Source organism: Ferrovibrio sp. MS7, assembly GCF_038404985.1.
GTDB classification, from domain to species: domain Bacteria; phylum Pseudomonadota; class Alphaproteobacteria; order Ferrovibrionales; family Ferrovibrionaceae; genus Ferrovibrio; species Ferrovibrio plantarum.
Map to the genome: position 1 here is coordinate 755,223 of NZ_JBBKBA010000001.1, position 20,156 is coordinate 775,378.

A 20,156-nucleotide genomic window follows, 5' to 3' on the forward strand; every position below is an offset into this window, starting at 1 on the left:
TTCCGCCGCCACTTTACTCTGCAGCCTGGGCGTCCATGTAGGCCGGCAACCAGCCTTCATGGCGTTTGCGCAGGTCGGCCAAGGATATGGCGCCATGGCCGGCAATAGTCAATTCCGCCCCCCCGGTGAGGCCGATCCGCCGCGCCGGCACGCCGGCCGCTTTGGCAGCAAGCAGCAGGGTTTCCGCCGCCGCAACCGGGCAGGTGACGATATAGCGGGCCTGATCCTCGCCGAAAGCCGCGCCAAAGGCGTCGCCCCCTGTAGCATTATTGGCCGGCAATTCAATGCTGGCGCCGATGCCGGAAGCCAGGCCCATTTCGGCCAGGGCCGGCAGCAGGCCGCCATCGGAGAGGTCATGCACCGCCGAGAGCGTGCCGGCGCTGATCTGGGCGCGGACGAAGTCGCCGTTGCGGCGCTCGGCGGTCAGGTCGACCGGCGGCGGCGGGCCGTCTTCGCGGCCCAATATTTCGCGCAGATAGATCGACTGGCCCAAATGGCCTTTCGTCTCACCCAGCAGGATCACCGCTTCGCCGGGCAGCTTGAAGGCCAGGGTGGCCATGGTCGCCACGTCGTCCAGCACGCCGACGCCGCCGATGGCCGGGGTCGGCAGGATGCCCTTGCCGTTGGTCTCGTTGTAGAGCGACACGTTGCCCGATACGACCGGGTAATCCAGCGCCAGGCAGGCCTCGCGGATGCCCTGCACGGCGCCCACAAACTGCCCCATGATGTCGGGCCGTTCCGGGTTGCCGAAATTCATGTTGTCGGTGATCGCCAGCGGCCGGGCGCCGACGGCGGTGATGTTGCGCCAGGTCTCGGCCACCGCCTGCTTGCCGCCCTCGACCGGGTCGGCGAAGCAGTAGCGCGGCGTGCAATCCACGCTCATCGCCAGCGCCTTCTTCGGATGGTCCTGCACCCGCACGACCGCTGCATCCCCTCCGGGAATCTGCGCCGTGTCGCCGCGCACCAGATGGTCATACTGCTCCCAGATCCAGCGCCGAGATGCCATATCGGGCGAGCCGATGATCTTGGCCAAAGCCGCCGTCATGGTCAGGGGGTGGTTCACCGGGCCGAGGGCATCGCGCTTCGGTGTCGGCACCCACGGCCTGTCATATTCAGGCGAAGCCTGAGCAAGAGGATCAATCGGCAGATCACCGACCACTTCGCCGTTGAAGCGCAGCACCATGCGACCGGTATCGGTGAGATGCCCGATCACCGCGAAATCCAGTTCCCACTTCTTGAAGATCGCCTCGGCCTGCGGCTCGCTGCCCGGCTTGAGGATGATCAGCATGCGCTCCTGGGATTCGGAGAGCATGAATTCGAACGGCGTCATGCCGGTCTCGCGCGCCGGCACCTTGTCGAGATCGACATTGATGCCCATGCCGCCCTTGGAGGCCATCTCGAACGACGACGAGGTGAGGCCCGCCGCGCCCATGTCCTGGATCGCGACGATGGCATCGGTGGCCATCAGTTCGAGGCAGGCTTCGATCAGCAGCTTCTCGGTGAAGGGATCGCCGACTTGTACTGTAGGCCGCTTTTCTTCCGAATCATCCGTGAATTCGGCAGACGCCATGGTGGCGCCATGGATGCCGTCGCGGCCGGTCTTGGAACCGACATAGACCACCGGATTGCCGAGGCCGGCGGCGGCGGAATAGAAGATCTTGTCCTGCTTGGCGAGGCCCACGGTCATGGCATTGACCAGGATGTTGCCGTTGTAGCTGGGATGGAAATTCACTTCGCCGGCCACGGTCGGCACGCCGACGCAATTGCCGTAGCCGCCGATGCCATGCACCACGCCGGCCACCAGGTGGCGGGTCTTGGGATGCTCCGGCGCGCCGAAGCGCAGCGCGTTCAGGTTGGCGACGGGCCGCGCGCCCATGGTGAACACATCGCGCAGGATGCCGCCGACACCGGTCGCCGCACCCTGGTAGGGCTCGATGAAGGAGGGATGGTTGTGGCTTTCCATCTTGAAGATGGCGGCATCGCCATCGCCGATATCGATCACGCCGGCATTCTCGCCCGGGCCGCAGATCACCCAGGGCGCCTTGGTCGGCAGGGTCTTGAGCCACTTCTTCGAGGATTTGTAGGAGCAATGCTCCGACCACATCACCGAGAAGATGCCGAGTTCGACCTGGTTCGGCTCGCGGCCCATGATCTCGAGCACGCGGTCATATTCATCGGGCTTCAGGCCCATCAGGTCCTTGGGGTAGGTCTTGCTCACGACAACTTCTCCGCCAATCCCTTGAACAGGCCGAAGCCATCCATGCCGCCGCAGGTCGGGTCGGTGGCGTTTTCCGGATGCGGCATCAGGCCCAGCACGTTGCGTTCCTTGTTGTAGATGCCGGCGATGTTCTTCACCGAACCATTGAGGTTGGTTTCCGGCGCCACATTGCCCAGGGCATCGGCATAGCGGAAAGCAACGCGGTCTTCGTCTTCCAGCCGCTTCACGGTGTCGGCATCGGCATTGTAGTTGCCGTCATGGTGCGCCACCGGCACGCGGATGGTCTGGCCCTGGCGGTAGGCATTGGTGAACACGCTGTTGGTGGTCTCGATGCGCAGGTAGACGTCCTTGCATATGAACTTCAGGCCGGCATTGCTCATCAGCACGCCCGGCAGCAGCCCGGCCTCGCAGGCGATCTGGAAACCGTTGCACACCGCCAGGATGCGGGTGCCCTGTTCGGCGCGCTTCTTCACCTCGCGCATGGCCGGCGAATGCGCCGCCATGGCGCCGCAGCGCAGGTAATCGCCGTAGGAGAAGCCGCCCGGCAGCACGATCAGGTCCAGCTTCGGGAAATCGGCGTCACCATGCCAGATTTCCAGCGGCGCCTTGCCGTTGGCGGCCTTGGTCAGCGCTATTTTCATGTCGCGGTCGCGGTTGGACCCGGGGAAGACGACGATGCCGGCTTTCATGCCCTGCACTCCTCGAAAAAAAGCACCCGCTCGCGCGGAGGCGGCCTCAGCCGATCAGTTCGACCGAGTAATTCTCGATCACGGTGTTGGCGAGCAGCTTCTGCGCCATGTCCTTCACCGCGGCCTCAATCTCGGCCTTGGGCTTGCTCTTCAGCGGCTCGCCGATATCCAGCTCGATCAGCTTGCCCTGGCGCACCTCGGTGACGCCCTGGAAGCCGAGGCTGTGCAAGGCCTGGCCGATGGCGCGGCCCTGGGGATCAAGCACGCCGTTCTTCAGGCTAACATGGACGCGGGCTTTCATTCGTTTCCCATCCTTTAGAAAAAGTTGCGGCGGCCGGTAGCTTTGGCCGCCGCTGGTCTGCACGGCGTTGGCACGCCGGTTACTGCATGGTCTCAGGCCCCTTGATGTCGCGGGGTCCGCCTTCCAGCAGGATGCCGAGGCGGCGCGCCACTTCCTGGTAGGCCTCGGCGACATTGCCGAGATCGCGGCGGAAGCGGTCCTTGTCCATCTTCTCGTTGGTCTTGACGTCCCACAGCCGCGCGGAATCCGGGCTGATCTCGTCGGCCAGGATGATGCGCATGTCCTCGCCCTGCCACCAGCGGCCGAATTCCAGCTTGAAATCCACCAGGCGGATACCGATGCCGAGGAACAGGCCGGTGAGGAAATCGTTCACCCGCAGCGCCAGATGCATCATCTCGTCGATTTCCTGCGGGCTGGCCCAGCCGAAGCAGGTGATATGCTCTTCCGACACCATCGGGTCGCCGAGTTCGTCATTCTTGTAATAGAACTCGACGATGGAACGCGGCAGCGTGGTGCCCTCGGCAACGCCGAGCCGGGTCGCCAGCGAACCGGCGGCGACATTGCGCACCACCACTTCCAGCGGCACGATCTCGACTTCCTTGATGAGCTGCTCGCGCATGTTCAGCCGGCGCAGGAAATGCGTCGGGATGCCCACTTCGCCCAGCCGCGTCATCAGGTATTCCGAGATGCGGTTGTTGAGCACGCCCTTGCCGGTGATCGTGCCCTTCTTCTTATTGTTGAAGGCGGTGGCGTCGTCTTTGAAATACTGCACCAGAGTGCCCGGCTCGGGACCCTCGAACAGGACCTTGGCCTTGCCCTCGTAAACCTGTCTGCGGCGGGTCATGGACCACCCGTTCGGTTGTTGGATAAAAGGGGAGCGTTAGGCCGGATAGATACCGCCAAAGCCCCGCCGCCGCAATGCACCGGGGACAAGAGTTTGCTGCCAATTTCCGGCGCCCCTGCGGCAGCATGACTTGTCCCCGGGCCTTGCAGCCCCGGCACCCCAGCCCCTATATAAACCCGACGCCCGCCCGAAGAGACGGAGAGCCCGGATTATGACCAGTTTTGACGACCGCAAGGACGCTTTCGAGAAGAAGCACGCCCACGACCAGGAAACCGCGTTCAAGATCACCGCGCGGCGCAACAAGCTGCTCGGCCTGTGGGTCGCCGAGCATCTCGGGCTGGCCGGCGACGCGGCGGAAAAGTATGCCAAGGACGTGGTGGCGGCCGATTTCGAGGAAGCCGGCGACGAGGACGTGATCCGCAAGGTGCTGGCCGACCTCAAGGGCAAGGCCGACGTCTCGGAACACCGCGTGCGCAACAAGCTGGTTGAGCTGGCCGACGAAGCCCGCAAGCAGATCACCGGCTAAGTCCTTAAAAACTTAAAGTTTCGCGCGAGATTTGGGCGGGCGGCTTCAGGCTACCCGTACCACCGCCATCATGCCGGCGGCCTGGTGCTCCAGGATGTGACAATGGAGCATCCAGTCGCCGGGATTGTCGGCGACGAAGGCCAGTTCCGCGATTTCGCCCGGCTGTATCAGCACCGTGTCGTGAAAGGGCCGCGCCGGCTCTGGCCGGCCGTTGCGGCTCAGCAGCCGGAAAGCATGGCCATGCAGATGCAGCGGATGCGGCCAGACCGTATCGTTGCGCACGGCCAGGATGTAGCTGCGGCCAAGTTTCAGGTCAAAAAGCGGCGCGCCAAGGCCGGCATGGCTGGCCTGTTGCAGGCCATTCCGTTCAAGACCGTTCCGTTCCGGGCTGGGCATCGCCTGGCCGTTGAAGGTCCAGGCGACGCCATGCTGGCGGAAGGCATCGCGCAGGCTCATCCTGTGGCCATGCACGCTGGCCTCCGCAATCTGGCCCATGGCGCCGCCGGCCATGCTCAGCTCCAGCCGCTCGGCGCGGGCCAGGTCGGGCTCCGCCACCGGATTGGGCGGCAACGGGCGCACCGGGCCGCCGAAACCCGCCCGCGACGATACCGCAGCCGCTGCATAATCCAGGTGGAGCAGGCGGTAGCCGCGGCCATCCTGGTCGATATCGTTGACGGCAAAGCGTTCGCCGGGCTTGCCGGTGGCATCCAGGATCAGGTCGGCGCGCATGCCGGGGCCGAGCAGGGTGGCTTCGTCATCGGCCAGCCGGCGGGGCGGCACGGGATGGCCGTCCAGCGCCACCAGCCACGGGTTATGCCCTTGGAATCGCAGTGAAAAAATGCGGGCATTGGCGGTGTTCAGCAGCCGCAGGCGAAGCCGCTCGCCAGCCGCCAGCGCCACGCTGCGTGCCAGTTCGCCGTTCAGCAGGGCGGTGTTGCCCAGGCGGCCGCCATGGCTGGCATCCATCGGGTTGCTGAAACCGCCAACGATACGGGCCTGGGCATCCAGCCGCAGGTCGCTCAACACCCAGACCATTTCGCGGTCGGCCCCGGCATAGTCTTTGGCCTCGGCGACCACCAGGGCGCCATACAGGCCGCGCCCGACCTGTTCCGACGAAGCCCAGTGCGGGTGATACCAGTAGGTGCCGGCATCGGGCAGGGTGAAGCGGTAGGTGAAGCTGCCGCCCGGCGCGATCGGTTCCTGGCTCAGGCCAGGTACGCCATCCATGGCGAGCGGCAGGCGGATGCCATGCCAATGCACCGTGGTCGGCTGCGGCAGCCGGTTTTCCACTTCCACTTCCAGGATCTCGCCCTGGCGGGCCTGCAGCGGCGGGCCGGGCAGCATCCCGTTATAGGCCCAAAGCGGCGTTTCCGGCCGGTCTTCGCCCAGCAGGCGCCGGCTGACTTCCTGCGCGATCAGACGATAGCGCCGCACGCTGCCTTCCTGGGCCTGGGCCTGGGCCAGCAGCGGCGCGGCGGCCAACGTCAGCAGGCCGACTGAACCATGGCGCAGGATGTCGCGGCGGGTTTGCATAAGGCCATTATAGCATCGCCGCGCGCCGGACGCGGCTGCGGCATGCCGACGCTCCAGCATGGGAAGGTTGCCCAGCATCAGAAGGGTGCTTGTCCGGCGCGGCGGCTGGGGTTTCAATGGCCTTGGCGACTCCATGACCAGCACCTATTCTGCCGCCATGGTTATGAGGATGGCATGACCGACGAGACAGATGCTCCCGACCTGCCGCCGGGCGTCGGGCCGCATGAATTGCGCGAACTGGAACTGATGCTGGCCGGCAGCAAGCCAGCGGCGAGGTTTTCCGATGCCGTGGTGGCGCGGTGGATCATCCCGGAGGATGATTTTGAGCCGCATGTCCAGGCCGGCCGCATCATCAAACGCGTGGTGTTCGAGGCCAACCCGGGCAGCTTTGATGCCATCAGCGTCTATTACGCCCTGCCCGGCGAGGAATGGCGGATCGACGCGCTGCAAGCCATCGACGAGGCGATCCACTCGAAGCTGCGCCCGGCCACCGAGCAGGACGATATCGATACCGGCCGCCTGCTCGGCTACACGGAAGAGGAAATCGCCATCTTCCTGGCCTGGGTGGCGCCTTCCCGGCCGCCACAGGGTTGAGCGGCCTCACACCCTTGCGTGAGGCATCCTACATCCCTGGAGTCCGGCCATGGGCAGGGCCGGTGGCATCGCCTAGACTTGGCGCATGACCAGGGCGGCAGGCAAAGTCGAGGGGGCTTATGGGCGGCTGAAGCTGCTCAGCGGCCTGGTGCTGTTCACCTTCCTCGGCACCCATCTGCTCAACCACGCGCTCGGCCTGATCGCGCTCGATGCGGCGGAAGCCGGCGCGGTGTGGTTCAAGGCGCTGTGGCGCAACCCGCTCGGCACCCTGGTGCTTTACACGGCTTTCCTGCTGCATCCGCTGCTGGCGTTGTTCAACTGGCTGCGGCGCGGCCATTACCGCGGCCTGCCCTGGCAGGCCTGGACGCAATTGCTGCTCGGTCTCTGCCTGCCGCCGCTGGTCATCCTGCATATCGTCGGCACCCGTGGCCTGGCCGCCAGCCACGGTTTCAACGACAGCTATGCCGCGCTGATGACCACTTTGTTCGTGCAGGATCCGCTGCTCGGCCTGCGCCAGAACCTGATGCTGCTGATCGCCTGGGGCCATGGCTGCATCGGCGTGTATTACTGGCTGCGGCTGAAGCCGGCCTTCGAGCGGCTATGGCCGCTGCTATTCGCCGCCGCTTTGCTGCTGCCGGCCTGCGCCATGCTCGGCTATCTCTCCATGGGCCGCGCCGTGCGCTTCATGCTGCGCGACCCGGACTGGTACGCGGCCTTCATCGACAGCCTGAATTATCCCGGCGAGGCGGCGGTGGCCGCTGCCTATCGCGTCGCCGAATGGGGCCAGATGGGTTCCGCCGGGCTGCTGCTCGCCGCCCTGCTTGGCCGTGTGCTGTGGGGGCTGATCCGCCGCCGCCATGGCGAAGTGACCCTGACCTATCCCGGTGGCCGCCATTGGCGCGGTAATGCCGGCAGCCTCAGCCTGCTGGAAGCCAGCCGCGCCATCGGCTTTCCTCATGCCGCCGTCTGCGGCGGCCAGGGCCGCTGCTCGACTTGTCGGGTAAAACTGTCTGGCCCCGGCATGGCAATGCTGCCGCCGCCATCCGACAGCGAGGCGGCGGTGCTGGAACGCATCGCGGCACCGCCGGGCGTGCGGCTGGCCTGCCAGGTGACGCCACGCGGCGACCTTACCGTGGTGCCACTGCTGCCGGCCGGCGCCGGGCCGCGCGCCGCCTATGGCGGCGGCATGACCGCGCTGGCGCAGGGCTCGGAACGGCGCATCGCCATCCTGTTCTGCGACCTGCGCGGCTTCACGCAATTCTCCGAGGCGCGGCTGCCGTTCGACGTGGTGTTCGTGCTGAATCAGTATTTCAAGGCCATGGGCGAAGCGGTGGAAGCTTCCGGCGGCCGGCTCGACAAGTTCATCGGCGACGGCGTGATGGCTTTGTTCGGCCTCGAGAACACGCCGGCCGATGCCTGCCGCCAGGCGCTCGTCGCTGCCGATGCCATGGGCCGCGCCCTGGCGCAGTTGAACGAGACGCTGCGCGCCTCGCTGGGGCAGGTGAACCGGGAGGCGCCGGAGCTTTTGCGTATCGGCATCGGCATCCATTGCGGCCGTGTCATCGTCGGCGAGATGGGCCATGGCCGCGCCACCGGCCTGACCGCCGTGGGCGATGCGGTGAACACCGCCAGCCGGCTGGAAAGCGCCACCAAGGATTTCGCCGCCGAACTGGTGGTGTCGGCGGAAGTGACGCAGCGCGCCGGTCTCAGCCCGGCCGACCTTGAGGCCCAGGGCTGGCGCGAGGAAACCGTGACCTTGCGGGGCAAGAGCGAGGCTTTGCAGGTATTCGTGCGCGAGCGGCTGGCGCGGCAGTAAGCGGCGGGACTAGGCTCGGCTTATTGTCCAAGCCGGGAGAAGCCGATGTCCCAGACCTTGAGTCACAGCAGCGACCATGACCTGCTGGATGAACTGCGCCGCCGCCGCCGGGCGCGTCGCCAGCATCTGCCGCTGGCGCCGGAGGAAACCAACGGCCTGCCCTCCGCCGCGCCGCGCAGCCTGGGCGAAAAGCTCGCCGATCTGGTGGCCGACCGTGTCGGTTCCTGGGGCTTCGTGGTCAGCCAGAGCCTGGTGCTGGCGCTCTGGATCATCGGCAATGCCTGGTTCGGCCGAGGCGCGTGGGATCCTTATCCCTTCATCCTGCTGAACCTGCTGCTGTCGTTCCAGGCCGCCTACACGGCGCCGATCATCATGATGAGCCAGAACCGCATGGCCGGGATCGACCGCCGCCGCGCCGAGCAGGATTACCAGGTGAATGTGAAGGCGGAACTGGAGATCGAACTGCTGCACCAGAAGATCGACCTGCTGCGCGAGCAGGAGATCCTGGCGCTGACCAAGGCGGTGACGGCGCTGACAGCACAGCTTGAGACACGGTCGAGCGGCCCAGCCTGAGCGGAAATGCCGAAAAACCAGGATAAACCCCGCCTGGACAGAAGCGACAGGGCAAAGAAAAAATGCGAGTTGCGATTAATAATGCGAGTTATTCTTACTTGCATTAATCCGGGTTCGGCCTATACTCCCCCTCGCGACGCCGCTTTTTCTACCGGCGGTCGCCTGGGGTTATAGTCACGATGAACGCTGCCACCGAGCCGAAAGGGCCGGGAAATCAGATAGATGCTGCCATTTCGGGGCATAAGGACATGCCGCCGCGCCTGGATGCGCGCCGGCTGTTCGGGGCTGCCCGGGAAGTCATCATCGAACATGAAGGCGCGGATTACCGTTTGCGGCTGACCGCGAACGGCAAGCTTATCCTGACCAAATAACCCGCAGCACCTGTAGGTACGTCAGCCAGCCACCCCGGCGCCGCATTGTCAGCGGCAACCCACGGTAGCCAGCCAGCCAAAGTCCGTTCCATTCGTCCGCCGGCTGGCGGGTCATACCGGGGGTTTGTCCGTATGCTGTCTTTCCGTCTTTCTCATGCCTCGCGCCGCCTCATGCTGCTGGCGCTGCTCGGCTCGACCGCGCTGGCGCCGCTGGCTGTGTATGCCCAGCAGGCGCAGCAGCAGCCGGCCCAACAGCAGCCTACCGGCGTGCCGACCGTGCTCGACACCGTGACCAGCGTCGGCGACCGCGTCGAGCGTCCGGTCGGCGAAAGCACCAGCACCATCACGGTGATCGACGAGGACAAGATCGACAAACAGAACCTGCACCGCATGCAGGACCTGTTCCGTGATGAACCCGGCGTCAACGTGCTGAACGATCCGCGCCGCGCCGGCGCCGGCTCGTTCAATATCCGCGGCATCCAGGATAACCGCATCCTGATGCAGGTGGATGGCACCCGCCTGCCGGACATGCCGGGCGGCATCCTGCTGCGCGGCGGCGGCTTCACGCCTTATACCCGCGACATGGTGGATTTCGACAGCCTGAAGCGCGTCGAGGTGCTGCGCGGCCCGGCCTCGGCCAGCTATGGCTCGGATGCGCTCGGCGGCGTGGTCAGCTACGTGACCAAGGACCCGACGGATTTCCTCAGCAATGGCCGCGACCTCTTCTACTCGCTCAAGCTCGGCTACGACACCATCGATTCGAGTTTCTCGCAGACCGGCACGGCGGCGACGCGCGTCGGCAACATGTCGATGCTCGGCATCTTCACCCATCGCGACGGCAGCGAGCTGGATTCCAAGGGCCGCATCAACGAGCAGGATTACCAGGGCAACAACCTGCTCGGCAAAATGGCCTGGGAAGGCGCTTCCAGCCGCTGGGTGCTGACCGGCGAATTCTTCCAGCGCGATGTCAACATCCCGAATATCGCCAACGAACTCACCGCAACGATCCGCTCCTCCTCGGCGCAGGACAGCACGGAACGCTGGCGCTTGTCGCTCGGCCAGACGCATTTCGATCCGATCGGCTTCGTCGATAAGTTCGACTGGAAGCTCTACTACACCCAGTTCGAACGCGTCGATTACCGCGTGCAGACCCGCACCGGACCGCCGGTGCAGTTCCACAATTACCGCCAGACCAACGACCAGTGGATCGGCGGCGTGGAAACCCAGCTCACCAGCAATACCGACTGGTTCGGCGTGCAGAACACGCTGCTCTATGGCCTGTCGTTCAATGTCACCGGCACCGAGCGCCTGCGTGAATATGCCCGCATCAACGCCGCCACCGGGGCGCTGATCAGCAACACCACGGCCGATGGTGCGCTCACGCCCAGCCGCTACTTCCCGAATACGCTGACCATGCAGGGCGGCCTTTTCGGCCAGGATGAGATCAAGCTCGGCAGCCTGACCATCACGCCCGGCCTGCGTGCCGATTATTACGACATGAACCCGATGCCCGATGCGATCTACCGCATCAATCCATCGGTGCAGCAGCCGCGCGCCATCACCGAAATTGCGCTGTCGCCGAAGCTTGGCCTGAATTACGAGTTCAACAAGGTCTATTCGGTATTCGCGCAATATGCCCATGGCTTCCGCGCGCCACCCTACGACGATGCCAATACCGGCTTCCGTAACACGGTCGGCCCGATCTCGTATGAATTCATCCCGAATCCGAACCTGGAGCCGGAAACCAGCCGGGGCGTGGAAATCGGCACGCGCGGCAAATTCGCCAACGGCTCGAGCTATCAGGTTTCGAGCTTCTATAACCGCTACAAGAATTTCATCGACATGGTGACGCTGGTGGAGCCGGTCGTCGGCACCACCGGCCAGTACCAGGCGCAGAATCTGAGCGAGGTGGAAATCTACGGCGCCGAGCTGCGTGGCGACTGGCGCTTCCTGCCGGAATGGGCGCTGAATGGCGGCATCGCCTATGCGGTGGGCGAGAATCTGCAATCCAACGTGCCGATCAATTCGGTGGCGCCGCTTACCTTCACCGCTGGCCTTGGCTACGACACCATCGATGGCCTGTGGGGCGCGCGCCTCGATGCCAAGCATGTGTTCAAGCATGACCGCGTCACCGCCGCCAACCAGTACAAGACCAAGGCCTACACCACGCTCGATCTGTCGGCCTACTACAATCCGCTCGACTGGGTGACGATCCGCGCCGGCATCTACAATCTGCTCGACAAATCCTATGTCAACTTCGCCGATGTGCAGGGCCTGACGCCGTCTGCCACCGTGCCGGGCGACTATTACCAGGCCGGCCGCTCAGCGGCGATCAACGTCACCATGCGGTGGTAACGCGATGCGAAAGCGAAACCTGATGCGCATGCGAATGCCGATGTGACCCGAGGCGCCGCGCGGAGATGCTTTTCCCACCAAACCCGCGGCTACCCTCCCCACCCGGCAGTGCGATGGCACTGCCGGGTGTCGCCATTCTGTCGGCAGCGCAGCCGCCGCTCTCTCACCACGCGCCGCTGTCGCAGCGCGGCATGCCGCTGCTCTGCTCGCTGGCCATGCATGGCCTGCTGTTCGCCGCCGCCCTGTGGCTCAGCCTGCCGAAACCGAGCCATGCGCCGCGCCCCGAACCCTTCATGACGGTGCAGTTCGTCGCCGCGCCACCCGCTCCCGTGGCGGTATCGGCTCCAGCGCAGGCGGTGGCACCGCCGCCACCAGTGCCTGAGCCGGAAACGGCGGTGCGTGAGGTGACGCCCGAGCCTGCTGTCGAGGCACCGCCGCCGTTGGTGACACAAAGTGCCGCCGACAGTGTGCCGCCGCTGCCCCCACGGATGGCGCCCCAGCCTGTGGTGAAACCCAAGCCGCAGCCGCGCGTTGCCGCCAGGCCGCCGGAAGCCAAGCCAGTCGAAACGAAAGCGGTGGAGACCAAGCCGGCCGAGACACCGCCAAGCGAAGTGGCCGCCGTGCCGCAGCCTGTGCCACAGCGCATGGAAGCCCCGCCAGCCATGGCTGCACCGGCTGCAACGGAAGCGCCCGTTGCCGCCCCTGCTGCGATTGCCGCTGCGGCGCCGGCCGAAACCCAGAGCAACGAACCGCCTGTGCTGCGCCATCCCGGTTTCCGCAACCGGCCGCAGCCGCCGGTCTATCCAGTGCGCGCACGCCAGATGGAACAGGAAGGCGTGTCCGTGGTGCGGGCCCTGATCGACCCGGAAGGCCAGTCGCGCGAAGTGCGGCTATGGCGTTCGTCCGGCTACGAGATGCTTGACCAGGCGGCGCTCAATGCGGTGCGCGGCTGGGCCTTCAATGCTGCCCGCGTCGGCGACCGGCCGGTGCTGGCCTGGGTCGAGATACCGGTTCAATTCAAACTGCGCTGATGCGTTTACCCACAGAGGAGCCCGCCATGTCCGCCAGCCAAACTCTCAGCCAAGAATGGTCCGCCTTGCGCGAGGCCGAACCGGCCCTCCGCATCCGCGATGCCGCCCGCCGCCTCGGTGTTTCCGAAGCCGCCCTGCTTGCCACCCGCGTCGGCACGCCGGTCGCTGCAGGCGGCGTTGAGCGCCTCAAGGGTCCGTGGTCCGATATCATCGCTGCCGTGCCAGGCCTGGGCGACGTGATGGCGCTGACCCGCAACGACAGCGTGGTGCATGAGCGCCATGGCACTTATGGCGAGCTTGGCCTGCAGGGCCATGTCGGCCTGATCGTCGGCGAGGATATCGATCTGCGTATCTTCTTCGGCCCCTGGGCGCATGGCTTCGCCGTCGCCGAGGAAACCAAGGCCGGCCTGCGCCAGTCGCTGCAATTCTTCGATGCCCAGGGCAACGCGGTGCACAAGATCTACGCCACCAATCACACTGACGCGGCGGCTTTCGCCGCATTGGTGGCGCGCTTCCGCAACGACGACCAGTCGAGCGATTTCGCCGCCCTGCCAGGCAAGGAACCGGAAGCGCCGCGCGCCGATGCCGAGATTGACATTGCCGCCTTGCGCGAAGGCTGGACCAACCTGCGCGACACCCATGATTTCTTCGGCCTGCTGCGCCAGCACAAGGTGGCGCGCGAGCAGGCTTTCCGCCTCGCCGGCCCGCGTTTCGCGCAGCGCCTTGGCAATGACGCAGCGCGCCGTATGCTGGAAGCCGCTGCCGCGCAGGAACTGCCGATCATGGTCTTCGTCGGCAATCACGGCATGATTCAGATCCATACCGGCCCGGTGAAGAAGCTGGTGCCAACGGGTCCGTGGTTCAACGTGCTGGATCCGCTGTTCAACCTGCATCTGCGCGAGGATGCCATCGCCTCCTCCTGGCTGGTGCGCAAGCCCAGCGTGGACGGCACCGTCACTTCGGTGGAGCTTTTCGATACCAAGGGCGAGCTGATCGTGTCCTTCTTCGGCAAGCGCAAGCCGGGCCAGCCGGAGCTGGAGCCGTGGCGCGACCTGGCGGAAGCCCTGGTCAATAGCGACAAGGCCGCTGCGTGATGCGGAGCCGGCTGAACCGCCGCGCGCTGCTGCGCGGCACGGCCGCCGCTGCGGCGGCTCTCGCACTGCCCGGCGCGGCCCATGCAGCGGCGCCGGAGCGACTGGTAGTGGCCGGCGGCGCCCTCACCGAGATGGTCTACCGTCTCGGCGCGGAGAAATCGCTGGTCGGCGTCGATACCACCAGCCTGTATCCCAACGATACGTTCAAGCTGCCGAAGATCGGCTATTTCCGCCAGCTCAGCGCGGAAGGTATCCTGTCGCTCAACCCGTCGCTACTGCTGGTGACCGATCAGGCCGGGCCGCCGGCGGCGCTCGAGCGGCTGCGTGCCATCAAGCTGCCGCTCACGGTGATCCCGGAAACCCTGCATGTCGCCGATGTGCCGGAGAAGATGCGGCTGGTCGGCGCGGCGCTGGACCGCAAGGCCGAAGGCGAACGCCAGGCCAGCCTGATCCGGGCCGAGATCGAGGCGGTGAATGCGGCGGTGGCCAGGCTGACAGCACGGCCGCGCGTGCTGTTCCTGATGAGCATCACCGATGGCCGGCTGCTGGCCGGCGGTGACATCACGGCGGCGGAAAGCATGATCCGCTTCGCCGGCGGGCGTAACGCCGTGGTCGGCTCGACTGGCTACAAGCCGATCTCCGCCGAGGCCGCCTTCGCCGCCGACCCGGATTACATCCTGCTCTCGGATCAGAGCCTGGAAGCCTTGGGCGGCATCGAGGCAATGCGCAAGCTGCCGCAGCTTAGCGGATTGAAGGCGTTGCGCGAGAACCGCGTCGTCACGCTCGATATGCTGTACCTGCTGGCGCTGGGGCCGCGCGTCGCCCATGCTGGCCGTGATCTGGCCGCCGCGCTGCATCCCGGCGCCACGCTGCCGCGTTTTGCATGAGTGAACGGATGATGACGGATGCGCTGCCGCGCCGGTTGGCGTTCGCCTGGTCGGCCGGCTTGTTGCTGGCGGTGTTTCTGGCCTGCGTGCTGCTGGTCAGCCTGGCCGTCGGCCCGGTGCCGCTGAAGCTGGCCGAGGTGGTCCGCGCGCTGCTCGGCCTCGATGCCGATGCCCGCGCCGAAGCCATCGTATGGCATCTGCGTTTGCCGCGCAGCCTGATGGCCGGCCTGATCGGCGCGGCTTTGGGCATTGCCGGCGCGCTGATGCAGGGCCTGTTCCGCAACCCGATGGCCGATCCCGGCCTGGTCGGCGTCACCGGCGGCGCCGGCTTGAGCGCCGCTTCCGCCATTGTCTTCGCCGGCTGGCTCTATCCGGCGGCCTGGCAGCCGGTGATGCTGCCGGGGCTGGCCTTCGCTGGCGGCCTCGCCGTCACGCTGATGGTCTATCGCTTCTCGCAGGTCGAAGGCCGCACCGCCATCACCATGCTGCTGCTCGCCGGCATCGCGCTGAATGCCATCGCCTCCTCCGGCATCGGCATGATGAGTTTCCTCTCCGATGACCGGCAATTGCGCGACATCACCTTCTGGCTGCTCGGCAGCGTGGCCGGCGCCACCTGGGGCAAGCTGATGCTGCTGGCACCTTTCGCGCTGCTGCCGATCCTGCTGGCGCCCTGGCTGGCGCGCGCGCTGGATGCCTTCAATCTCGGCGAACGCGAGGCGGCGCATCTCGGCTTCCCGATCGAGCGCGTCAAGAGCAGTGTCTGCTTCGCCGTGGCATTGGCTGCCGGCGGCGCCGTGGCCTTCAGCGGCATCATCGCCTTCATCGGCCTGGTGGTGCCGCATCTGGTGCGGCTGTGGCTCGGGCCGGGGCATCGCCGGCTGCTGCCCTGCTCGGCGCTGGCCGGCGCCAGCCTGCTGATTCTCGCCGATACAGTGGCGCGCACCATCGCGGCGCCGGCGGAACTTCCTGTTGGCCTGCTCACCGCGCTGATCGGCGCGCCGTTCTTCCTCGCCCTGCTGCTGCGTCAGCGCAAGGAGCTGGCAGTATGATCGCGGTCGAGACTATCCAGGTACTGCGGCGCGGTGCTGAAATCCTGCGCGACATCTCGCTGCAACTGATTCCCGGCGAAGTGCTGGCCATCGTTGGCCCCAATGGCGCCGGCAAGTCAACGCTGTTGCAAGTGTTGTCCGGCGATCTGGTGCCGCAATCGGGCAGCGTGCGGCTTGAAGGCCGTGCGTTGCAGGATTGGGCACCGCTGGCTTTGGCGCGGCGGCGCAGCGTGATGCCGCAGGCCGCCCGCCTCGGCTTTCCGCTGCCGGCGCGTGACGTGGTGGCTTTGGGTCGCCTGCCTTTCGAACGGCTCTATGATCGCGGCACTAACCAGGCGGCGGTGACGGCGGCCATCGGCGCCGCAGACATTGCGCATCTCGCGGCGCGTTCCTATGCCACGCTCTCGGGTGGCGAGCAGCAGCGCGTGCAGCTTGCCCGCGCCATGGCTCAGCTCGATCTTGCAGGCGGCGCGGCACCTTTGCTGCTGCTCGATGAGCCGACCGCCAGCCTAGACCTCGCCCATGCCCATGCCGTGCTGCGGCTGGCGAGAAGGCTGGCGGGCCAAGGTGTGGCGGTGGCCGCCGTGCTGCATGATCTCGGTCTGGCGCATGCCTATGCCGATCGCGTCGCGGTGTTGCAGCAGGGCCGGCTGCTGGCACTGGATGTGCCGGCGCGCGCGCTGACGCCGGAGATTCTAGCGCAGGCTTTCGCCGTCGATGCCGCCTTCTATGATGGCCACCTCGTCATCAAGGGGCCGTTGGCGGCGTAGCGCCATCAGCCACGCAGTTGGGCGGGATCGTAGTAGAAGCGTTCTTCCGCGATCTTCTCGCCCTCCCAGCGCTGATAGGCCAGCTCGTCCATGGCGCGCTTGCTGCCATCCTTGAAGGTGAAGCGGAAGATCCAGCGGATCACGGTTCTGTCGCCCTCGACAAATACCGGCCGCACGCATTCGCTTTCCACGCTCTGCACGCGTGCCAGCACCGCGCGTTCATGCGCCACCAGATTGGCGCGGCCACGGCGCGGCGGTTCGGTCAGGTTCTCCTGCATCGTCGCCGCTTCCGTATAGAAACGCTCGATGGCGGTGTCATGGGCACCGCTTTCCACCAGGGCGATAAAGGCTTCCAATGTGGCAGGGTTCGGCATCCCGTTGTTCCCTCTGGTTTTCTATTTTAGGTCGCGGTCAAACGTCGCAGGCGGTTGTCCCCGGCTTGCGCCGCGCCAAGTGAAGGCGTGTAGTAGCCCCAGGAGTAAACGCCATGCACAGCAACAGCGACAAGATTTTTGGTATCGGCATCACACTGGCCCTGATCGGCGCCCTGATCGGCGCCGCGGTGATGAGCGTGCGCTTCTGGACCAATATGGGTGCCGACCTGGATGATGCCGCCGTGGTGCCGTTGATTCTCGGCGTGGTGCTCAGTCTGGTGCTTGGCGGCGCTGTGGTCGGCATCTACCTCTATGGCCGCCGCCAGGAAATCAACCGCGACCTGAAGAATTCCAAAACCCCCGGCGAGTTCTAGAACAGCGTAAACGTGTTCCCGACCAGGCCGAGCGGCCAGCGGCCGGCTTCGAACAGGCGGAACTTGGCGGCGAAGGCATGTTCCTCGCCGCTATCGTCATCCTCGTTATAGTCATTGCCCTGGGCGGCCAGCACCAGCGCGGCTTGATACGCCGCCTGCCCCGCAGCCTGGGCGGCGGCGCGGATCAATCCGTCATCGACGATGCCGGCGCGCGCGGCGGCGGCAACGGCCTTGATCTGCGCCAGTTCGGTGGCGCGCAAGGCCACATGGTTCAGCGCCACTTCGAGATCATAGCTCGGCAGCCATTGCTCGGCCTGCTCCAGCAAAGCCTGATGCGCCTGTTCTTCCGCTTCCCAGAATTGCGCGTCCCAATCCTGCTCGGCAGCGAGTGCCGCGGCTTCGCGCCAGCCTTCTAGGCCGCTGACATTGACATCGAGAAAGCCTAAACCCGCGCAATAGCTTTCGGCCCAGATCAGTTGTGTATTCTTGATCGGCCGGCCGGTCTGGCTGAACCAGTCGATATTCGGTAGCAGCCGCGCCAGGCGTGCCACCGCGCGCAGGCCGGCAATCGCCTCGGCGCCGGGGATCAGGTCTTCGAGTTCGTCCTCGAAATGGCTGCCCTGGGAGCCATCATCGTCATTCGCGGCGCTCATCAGCGGTTGCCCCGGCTTTCGCGCCACAGCCCGAGCTTCTTCTGCACCGGACGATCCGAGAAGCTGAACAGCACGGCATCGCCGTTCGGCGCATGATGGCTCACCGGGATCCAGCTCGGCACCACGAAGGTGTCGCGCTTCACCCAGTCAAAGCGTTCCTCGCCCACCATGGAATAGCCGCTGCCTTCCACGATGTTGAACACCGTGGCATCGGTGCTGCGATAGCGTTCGCCGTCGAAGCCCTTGGGCAGGAGCTGCATGAAGGTGGCGATGGTTGGCATGGCGTAGTCGCCGGTGGCGGGATTCACATACTGCATCTTGAGGCCGTGGCAGGCATCCCAGGCCTCGGCGCGGCGCATGGTGTCGAGCGCCTCGCGGGTGCGGCGGTAGGGATAGTTGAAGATTGGCGAGGTAGGCGTCGCCGGTTCGTAATCCAGCGGCAAGAGGCCGGCGCCATAGCGCGCCAGGCTGTCGCCGACCGGCTTGGACAGCGGCTGGGTTTCCTCGGCGCCGCGTTCCATGAAGGAACAATCGAGCGCCTGGATCAGCGGAATGTCGAGGCCATCCATCCACACCATCGGCTCTGCGGAGTCGTTGCCATGGTCATGCCAGGTCCAGGAGGGCGTGATGACGAAGTCGCCTTCCTCCATGATGGTCTTCTCGCCATCCACCGCCGTGTAGGCGCCGCTGCCCTCGACCACGAAACGCAAAGCCGACTGCGTATGGCGGTGCGCCGGCGCGACTTCGCCAGGCAGAATGAGCTGCAGGCCGGCATAGAGCGAGGTGGTGATGCGCGACTGGCCGGGCAGGCCGGGATTTTCCAGGATCAGCACGCGGCGCTCGGCCTCGCGGGCGGTGATCAGTGTGCCGGCTTCCATGATGTAGGGGCGCAACGCCGCGTATTGCCAGAAGGCGGCGCGGCAATCGCTTTTCGGCTGCGGCAGCACCAGGCCATGCAGCACCTCCCAGAGCGGCGTCAGCTTCTGGCTGCCGATGCGCTGGTAATAGGCCTGGCGCGCCGCTTTTACATCATCGGGGGCGCCTTGCTGCGATGCCATCATGGGGGTCTCCTGCCTTTACGCCTTATTCTAACCGCCTCGGCGGCAAGAAAAAACGCCCGACCTGCCGGGACGGCACGGACCGGGCGTTCGCTCATGCATGAGGGAGTGGCGGGGGACACCATCCCTCAGAGCAGGGGTAAGCCGGAACGGGGGGAGTTCCAGCAGCGGCGAAGGCGGGGGAGCCCGTCGCCGATACGCTGCATATGGGAGCCGATTCGTGCGCCGCCAAGGGGGCCGCAAATATTTCGTTTTAGGCCTCAGCCTTGAGGCGATAACCGATGCCGGGCTCAGTCTGCAGCAGCATGGCGCGGGCCGGGTTTGGCTCGATTTTGTCGCGCAGCTTTTTCACCAGCACGCGCAGCGACTGGCGCTCATGTTCGCCATCGTGGTTCCACAATTCCTTGGCGATGGCGTCCAGCGGCACCACCTGGCCGGCCCGTGTCGCCAGCAGCACCAGCAGCCGGTATTGCATGACGCTGAGGCGTACCTGACGCTGCCCCACCATGGCGACATGCTGCAGCTTCGAAACGCTCAGGATGCCCGCCCGCACGGTGTCGGATTCTTCCGTGGCCGCCTCGCGCCGCAACGCCGCGCGCACCCGCGCCAGCAGCTCGCCGAGATCATAGGGCTTGGTCACATAGTCGACCGCGCCGGCATCCAGCGCCGCCACCTTGCTTTCGGTATCCTCATGGCCGGACACCACAATTACCTTGTAGGGGCGCCGCTCGGGGAGCTGCTTCAGCAGGTCCAGGCCGCCTACTTCGGGCATCACCAGATCCAGCAGCATGAGATCGAAGCTGGCGCCGCGCAGTTCATTCAGGGCGGCGGCGGCATTCTCCACCTCGGTCACCTGATAGCCGGCGGCGGTCAATGCCGTGTGCAGATATTGCCGGTCCACCGGGGAATCATCGACCACCAGAAGATTCGGGCCAGCCATGCTTGGTTTCCACCATGCCTTTAATTAAGAGCGGTGCCTGCTTCGGGGTTCCCCTTAGCCGGTCGCCTCCCTGGCGACTACCGGCCCGGCAAGTATGGCGGGCAAG

At 65.8% G+C, this 20,156-nt stretch carries 21 protein-coding genes; 12 read left to right on the plus strand and 9 right to left on the minus strand.

Annotation, left to right across the window (positions count from 1 at the left end):
• Positions 1 to 13 precede the first annotated feature (13 nt).
• The 4 genes from purL to purC all read right to left on the minus strand — a co-directional run bounded on the left by purL (position 14) and on the right by purC (position 4,052).
• Positions 14 to 2,191: a phosphoribosylformylglycinamidine synthase subunit PurL gene (gene purL, locus V6B08_RS03555; RefSeq protein ID WP_341981576.1), complete on the minus strand. Its 2,178-nt coding sequence runs from the start codon at positions 2,189 to 2,191 to the stop codon at positions 14 to 16.
• A 23-nt stretch (positions 2,192 to 2,214) separates the two neighbouring features.
• On the minus strand, positions 2,215 to 2,907 hold the full coding sequence (purQ, locus tag V6B08_RS03560; RefSeq protein WP_341978176.1) for a phosphoribosylformylglycinamidine synthase subunit PurQ: 693 nt from the start codon (positions 2,905 to 2,907) through the stop codon (positions 2,215 to 2,217).
• A 46-nt stretch (positions 2,908 to 2,953) separates the two neighbouring features.
• Complete coding sequence (purS, locus tag V6B08_RS03565) at positions 2,954 to 3,208, minus strand: phosphoribosylformylglycinamidine synthase subunit PurS (protein ID WP_341978178.1); 255 nt, start codon at positions 3,206 to 3,208, stop codon at positions 2,954 to 2,956.
• A 79-nt stretch (positions 3,209 to 3,287) separates the two neighbouring features.
• Positions 3,288 to 4,052, minus strand: a complete 765-nt coding sequence (gene purC / locus V6B08_RS03570; protein ID WP_341978180.1) for a phosphoribosylaminoimidazolesuccinocarboxamide synthase — start codon at positions 4,050 to 4,052, stop codon at positions 3,288 to 3,290.
• 211 nt (positions 4,053 to 4,263) lie between these two features.
• Between purC and V6B08_RS03575 the strand changes: the two genes are divergently transcribed.
• Complete coding sequence (locus tag V6B08_RS03575) at positions 4,264 to 4,578, plus strand: DUF1476 domain-containing protein (protein WP_341978182.1); 315 nt, start codon at positions 4,264 to 4,266, stop codon at positions 4,576 to 4,578.
• Between the two features lie 45 nt (positions 4,579 to 4,623).
• Here the strand turns inward: V6B08_RS03575 and V6B08_RS03580 are convergent, their stop codons facing one another.
• On the minus strand, positions 4,624 to 6,111 hold the full coding sequence (locus V6B08_RS03580) for a multicopper oxidase family protein (protein WP_341978184.1): 1,488 nt from the start codon (positions 6,109 to 6,111) through the stop codon (positions 4,624 to 4,626).
• Positions 6,112 to 6,285: 174 nt separating this feature from the next.
• Between V6B08_RS03580 and V6B08_RS03585 the strand changes: the two genes are divergently transcribed.
• From V6B08_RS03585 to V6B08_RS03630, 10 genes are all read left to right on the plus strand, one after another.
• Positions 6,286 to 6,705, plus strand: coding sequence for a hypothetical protein (locus tag V6B08_RS03585; protein ID WP_341978187.1), 420 nt, complete (start codon positions 6,286 to 6,288; stop codon positions 6,703 to 6,705).
• A gap of 85 nt (positions 6,706 to 6,790) precedes the next feature.
• Positions 6,791 to 8,521, plus strand: a complete 1,731-nt coding sequence (locus tag V6B08_RS03590; protein ID WP_341978189.1) for an adenylate/guanylate cyclase domain-containing protein — start codon at positions 6,791 to 6,793, stop codon at positions 8,519 to 8,521.
• Between the two features lie 45 nt (positions 8,522 to 8,566).
• Positions 8,567 to 9,094, plus strand: coding sequence for a DUF1003 domain-containing protein (locus V6B08_RS03595; RefSeq protein ID WP_341978190.1), 528 nt, complete (start codon positions 8,567 to 8,569; stop codon positions 9,092 to 9,094).
• A gap of 179 nt (positions 9,095 to 9,273) precedes the next feature.
• Complete coding sequence (hemP, locus tag V6B08_RS03600; protein ID WP_341978192.1) at positions 9,274 to 9,465, plus strand: hemin uptake protein HemP; 192 nt, start codon at positions 9,274 to 9,276, stop codon at positions 9,463 to 9,465.
• Positions 9,466 to 9,597: 132 nt separating this feature from the next.
• Positions 9,598 to 11,820, plus strand: a complete 2,223-nt coding sequence (locus V6B08_RS03605) for a TonB-dependent hemoglobin/transferrin/lactoferrin family receptor (RefSeq protein WP_341978194.1) — start codon at positions 9,598 to 9,600, stop codon at positions 11,818 to 11,820.
• Positions 11,821 to 11,933: 113 nt separating this feature from the next.
• Positions 11,934 to 12,851: an energy transducer TonB gene (locus V6B08_RS03610; RefSeq protein ID WP_341978196.1), complete on the plus strand. Its 918-nt coding sequence runs from the start codon at positions 11,934 to 11,936 to the stop codon at positions 12,849 to 12,851.
• A gap of 26 nt (positions 12,852 to 12,877) precedes the next feature.
• A complete protein-coding gene (locus V6B08_RS03615) occupies positions 12,878 to 13,945 on the plus strand; it encodes a hemin-degrading factor (RefSeq protein WP_341978198.1) in 1,068 nt (355 codons plus the stop codon).
• A complete protein-coding gene (locus V6B08_RS03620) occupies positions 13,945 to 14,832 on the plus strand; it encodes a heme/hemin ABC transporter substrate-binding protein (RefSeq protein WP_341978200.1) in 888 nt (295 codons plus the stop codon). Before V6B08_RS03615 ends, V6B08_RS03620 begins: the two co-directional genes overlap by 1 nt.
• Positions 14,833 to 14,840: 8 nt before the next feature.
• Positions 14,841 to 15,881, plus strand: a complete 1,041-nt coding sequence (locus tag V6B08_RS03625) for a FecCD family ABC transporter permease (protein WP_341978201.1) — start codon at positions 14,841 to 14,843, stop codon at positions 15,879 to 15,881.
• Entirely contained in the window at positions 15,878 to 16,651 is a 774-nt protein-coding gene (locus tag V6B08_RS03630; protein WP_341978203.1) for a heme ABC transporter ATP-binding protein, read from the plus strand. Before V6B08_RS03625 ends, V6B08_RS03630 begins: the two co-directional genes overlap by 4 nt.
• A 5-nt stretch (positions 16,652 to 16,656) precedes the next feature.
• Here the strand turns inward: V6B08_RS03630 and V6B08_RS03635 are convergent, their stop codons facing one another.
• Positions 16,657 to 17,025 carry a nuclear transport factor 2 family protein gene (locus tag V6B08_RS03635; RefSeq protein ID WP_341978205.1) on the minus strand — a complete coding sequence of 123 codons (369 nt, stop codon included), beginning with the start codon at positions 17,023 to 17,025 and terminating at the stop codon, positions 16,657 to 16,659.
• A gap of 113 nt (positions 17,026 to 17,138) precedes the next feature.
• On the opposite strand from V6B08_RS03635, the gene V6B08_RS03640 reads away from it, so the two are divergent.
• The gene (locus V6B08_RS03640; RefSeq protein ID WP_341978207.1) at positions 17,139 to 17,399 is read left to right on the plus strand and encodes a hypothetical protein; all 261 of its coding nucleotides are present in this window, start codon (positions 17,139 to 17,141) and stop codon (positions 17,397 to 17,399) included.
• On the opposite strand, the gene V6B08_RS03645 is transcribed toward V6B08_RS03640, so the two are convergent.
• The 3 genes from V6B08_RS03645 to V6B08_RS03655 all read right to left on the minus strand — a co-directional run bounded on the left by V6B08_RS03645 (position 17,396) and on the right by V6B08_RS03655 (position 20,050).
• The gene (locus V6B08_RS03645; protein ID WP_341978209.1) at positions 17,396 to 18,052 is read right to left on the minus strand and encodes a hypothetical protein; all 657 of its coding nucleotides are present in this window, start codon (positions 18,050 to 18,052) and stop codon (positions 17,396 to 17,398) included. The two genes, V6B08_RS03640 and V6B08_RS03645, sit on opposite strands and share 4 nt — an antisense overlap.
• Positions 18,052 to 19,113 carry a gentisate 1,2-dioxygenase gene (gene gtdA / locus V6B08_RS03650; protein WP_341978211.1) on the minus strand — a complete coding sequence of 354 codons (1,062 nt, stop codon included), beginning with the start codon at positions 19,111 to 19,113 and terminating at the stop codon, positions 18,052 to 18,054. The genes V6B08_RS03645 and gtdA overlap by 1 nt, the downstream gene beginning before the upstream one ends.
• A gap of 250 nt (positions 19,114 to 19,363) precedes the next feature.
• Positions 19,364 to 20,050 (minus strand): response regulator transcription factor, encoded by a 687-nt coding sequence (locus V6B08_RS03655; RefSeq protein ID WP_341978213.1) that lies wholly within the window; start codon positions 20,048 to 20,050, stop codon positions 19,364 to 19,366.
• Positions 20,051 to 20,156: the final 106 nt, after the last annotated feature.

Coding starts and splice junctions, on each gene's coding strand:
- V6B08_RS03605 (WP_341978194.1), top strand. CDS start 9,598: ATGCTGTCTTTCCGTCTTTCTCATGCCTCGCGCCGCCTCATGCTGCTG.
- V6B08_RS03625 (WP_341978201.1), top strand. CDS start 14,841: ATGATGACGGATGCGCTGCCGCGCCGGTTGGCGTTCGCCTGGTCGGCC.
- V6B08_RS03620 (WP_341978200.1), top strand. CDS start 13,945: ATGCGGAGCCGGCTGAACCGCCGCGCGCTGCTGCGCGGCACGGCCGCC.
- V6B08_RS03640 (WP_341978207.1), top strand. CDS start 17,139: ATGCACAGCAACAGCGACAAGATTTTTGGTATCGGCATCACACTGGCC.
- V6B08_RS03610 (WP_341978196.1), top strand. CDS start 11,934: ATGGCACTGCCGGGTGTCGCCATTCTGTCGGCAGCGCAGCCGCCGCTC.
- V6B08_RS03590 (WP_341978189.1), top strand. CDS start 6,791: ATGACCAGGGCGGCAGGCAAAGTCGAGGGGGCTTATGGGCGGCTGAAG.
- V6B08_RS03645 (WP_341978209.1), bottom strand. CDS start 18,052: ATGAGCGCCGCGAATGACGATGATGGCTCCCAGGGCAGCCATTTCGAG.
- gtdA (WP_341978211.1), bottom strand. CDS start 19,113: ATGATGGCATCGCAGCAAGGCGCCCCCGATGATGTAAAAGCGGCGCGC.
- V6B08_RS03635 (WP_341978205.1), bottom strand. CDS start 17,025: ATGCCGAACCCTGCCACATTGGAAGCCTTTATCGCCCTGGTGGAAAGC.
- V6B08_RS03630 (WP_341978203.1), top strand. CDS start 15,878: ATGATCGCGGTCGAGACTATCCAGGTACTGCGGCGCGGTGCTGAAATC.
- purL (WP_341981576.1), bottom strand. CDS start 2,191: ATGGGCCTGAAGCCCGATGAATATGACCGCGTGCTCGAGATCATGGGC.
- V6B08_RS03575 (WP_341978182.1), top strand. CDS start 4,264: ATGACCAGTTTTGACGACCGCAAGGACGCTTTCGAGAAGAAGCACGCC.
- purS (WP_341978178.1), bottom strand. CDS start 3,208: ATGAAAGCCCGCGTCCATGTTAGCCTGAAGAACGGCGTGCTTGATCCC.
- hemP (WP_341978192.1), top strand. CDS start 9,274: ATGAACGCTGCCACCGAGCCGAAAGGGCCGGGAAATCAGATAGATGCT.
- purC (WP_341978180.1), bottom strand. CDS start 4,052: ATGACCCGCCGCAGACAGGTTTACGAGGGCAAGGCCAAGGTCCTGTTC.
- V6B08_RS03615 (WP_341978198.1), top strand. CDS start 12,878: ATGTCCGCCAGCCAAACTCTCAGCCAAGAATGGTCCGCCTTGCGCGAG.
- V6B08_RS03585 (WP_341978187.1), top strand. CDS start 6,286: ATGACCGACGAGACAGATGCTCCCGACCTGCCGCCGGGCGTCGGGCCG.
- V6B08_RS03655 (WP_341978213.1), bottom strand. CDS start 20,050: ATGGCTGGCCCGAATCTTCTGGTGGTCGATGATTCCCCGGTGGACCGG.
- purQ (WP_341978176.1), bottom strand. CDS start 2,907: ATGAAAGCCGGCATCGTCGTCTTCCCCGGGTCCAACCGCGACCGCGAC.
- V6B08_RS03595 (WP_341978190.1), top strand. CDS start 8,567: ATGTCCCAGACCTTGAGTCACAGCAGCGACCATGACCTGCTGGATGAA.
- V6B08_RS03580 (WP_341978184.1), bottom strand. CDS start 6,111: ATGCAAACCCGCCGCGACATCCTGCGCCATGGTTCAGTCGGCCTGCTG.